This window comes from Thermosyntropha lipolytica DSM 11003 (assembly GCF_900129805.1).
Lineage (GTDB): Bacteria > Bacillota > Syntrophomonadia > Syntrophomonadales > Syntrophomonadaceae > Thermosyntropha > Thermosyntropha lipolytica.
The window spans coordinates 1-2,152 of record NZ_FQWY01000079.1 but is presented as its reverse complement, the minus strand read 5'-3'; the positions used below and the strand labels follow the sequence as shown (position 1 = coordinate 2,152).

The window sequence follows — 2,152 nt, the reverse complement described above, 5'->3', positions numbered from 1 at the left end:
TGTTACTTTTTTAGGAATTTATTGCTCTATTTCCTTTATATATTATAAATAAAATAAAAACGGCTGCCAACAATGACTTTGTCGACAGCCTGTAACCGGGAGTTTTTCCCGGTTATTCAACATCTAAACCTTAAACTGGCCTATGGTTTGGTTTAGATCTAACGCTATCCTGCTCAAGTTTTGAGCAGTTGCAGCTACTTCTTCACTTGATGCAGTAAGCTCCTCACTGGAAGCCGCAACTTCTTCAGTAGCTGCTGAGTTTTCTTCAGTTACTGCACTTACAGCTGCCACTTTTTCCATAACTATATCTTTAAATTTCACTATTTCATTCATTGCATTATGAGTGGTTTTCATAAGAGGTGCTATGTTTTCTACCGAATTCATTATATCCCCAAACGATTTTACCGTATTTCCAACTACTTCTGCCTGGTTAGCAATTGATTTCTCCATCTCTTTTGAAGTACTTATAACCTCTTCGGTATCTTTAATTATAGAAGAAACTAGCTGGCTGATTTTTTCCGTTGATTTGCTTGATTCTTCCGCCAGTTTCCTCACTTCTTCAGCCACCACTGCAAACCCTTTTCCATGTTCTCCAGCTCTGGCTGCTTCTATGGCTGCATTAAGAGCCAGCAGATTAGTCTGTTCAGATATGGATAAAATAATTTCCGTAATCCCACTTATCTCCTGTACAGAAGAGGTCAAATTTTCCACCTTTGCTGCCACCAGGGCAAAATCCTGTTTTATATCCTGGATAGATTTAAGGAGGGTATTCATTTCCTGTTCGCCCTTACTTGCTTTTTTCTCCGCTTTTTCAGCTTCTTTATTTACCTTTTCCAGCTCTCCATACACATTTTCAATATTGTTAGTCAATTCTGCCAGTAATTTTACAATATTCTGTAAATCCCCGGCCTGATTAGCCGCACCCTGGGCTACCTGCTGTATGGTAGTAGCCAATTCCTGGGAAGAGGCTGACATCTCTTCTGAAATCGCCGCCAGAGACTCAGAACTTGCATTTATTTCATCAGATTTTGACCTTATGTTATTTATCATACTTCGTAAAAAAGATGTCATTTCATCAACTGCCCGGGCGATTTTGCCAATTTCATCTGTTCTGCTGACAAGGATTTCCTCTACCTTAATACCCAAATCTCCTCGGGCAATAAATTCGACATTTTCTTTAAGCTTATCAATACTTTTAACTATCCCGCTCGCCGAGTTATATAATACCAGGGCTATAAGCATAAAAATAATCAACCCGGTTATGCCAAAAGTCATGATATTCTTTTTAATGACTCCTTCCACCCCGGCCATAGAAAATCCTATATTAACAGCCCCCATATGTTCGCCATTTACTACCAGGGGCAAAAGCACATTATATACCTTTATTTTTAGTCCTTCATCAAAATAAATTTCTGCATAAGGCTTTCCTTCAACTGCTGCGGTTATACTTCCCTCATCTTCAAGTTTAGTGCCTATCTCTTTTTCATCACTGCTGGCTACTGCTATACCGTCTTTATCTATAACCAAGGCATAAACTATATTTTGGTTCAAAGCAATCTCTTCTACAATAGTCTGATAGCTGAACTTATCCGTAATTTTTTGCACCGCATCTGCATTTATGCCTATCTGTACAAAATTACCGCCGTCTGCCCTTACATAACCATATTTTTTATACTCTCCTGATACGGTATCCTCTCTTATATCTTCAGTTAAAAAATTTTCTCCACTTACCATAAAATTATAGACCGGATGTCCTTCTTCTGCTTTCCAGCCTACATATTCATCTACAGTAGAACGGAACACAAGGGGACGGTTCTTTTGTGCTTTCTTACATTTATACCGTCCCCTGCACTTTTTAATTCAATTTTTTCTTTAACTCCTCTATCCTCTCTACCGAAAGCCCGGTAATCTCTGCTATTATTTGTATGTCTAATCCTTTTTGCAAAGCATTTAATGCCGCTTCTTCTTTCCCTTTTTCTATACCTTTGGCTATACCTTTTTCTATACCTTTGGCTATACCTTTTTCCATCCCTTCTCTCCTCAATCTCTCCGCTAAGGTCATTATATCTTCCCTCCTCTCAAGCCTTAATTCTCTTGCGTATTCCATCAGTTCCTCCAGATCTATATCTATTTTATTAAATACATATATAGT

At 38.3% G+C, this 2,152-nt stretch carries 1 protein-coding gene and 1 pseudogene; both read right to left on the bottom strand.

Going from position 1 to position 2,152, the window contains the following annotated elements:
• Positions 1–123: 123 nt before the first annotated feature.
• Positions 124–1,803: a methyl-accepting chemotaxis protein gene (locus BUB92_RS11025; protein WP_073093610.1), complete on the bottom strand. Its 1,680-nt coding sequence runs from the start codon at positions 1,801–1,803 to the stop codon at positions 124–126.
• A 52-nt stretch (positions 1,804–1,855) separates the two neighbouring features.
• A pseudogene (locus BUB92_RS11635) lies at positions 1,856–2,152 on the bottom strand (Rpn family recombination-promoting nuclease/putative transposase); the annotation flags it as partial.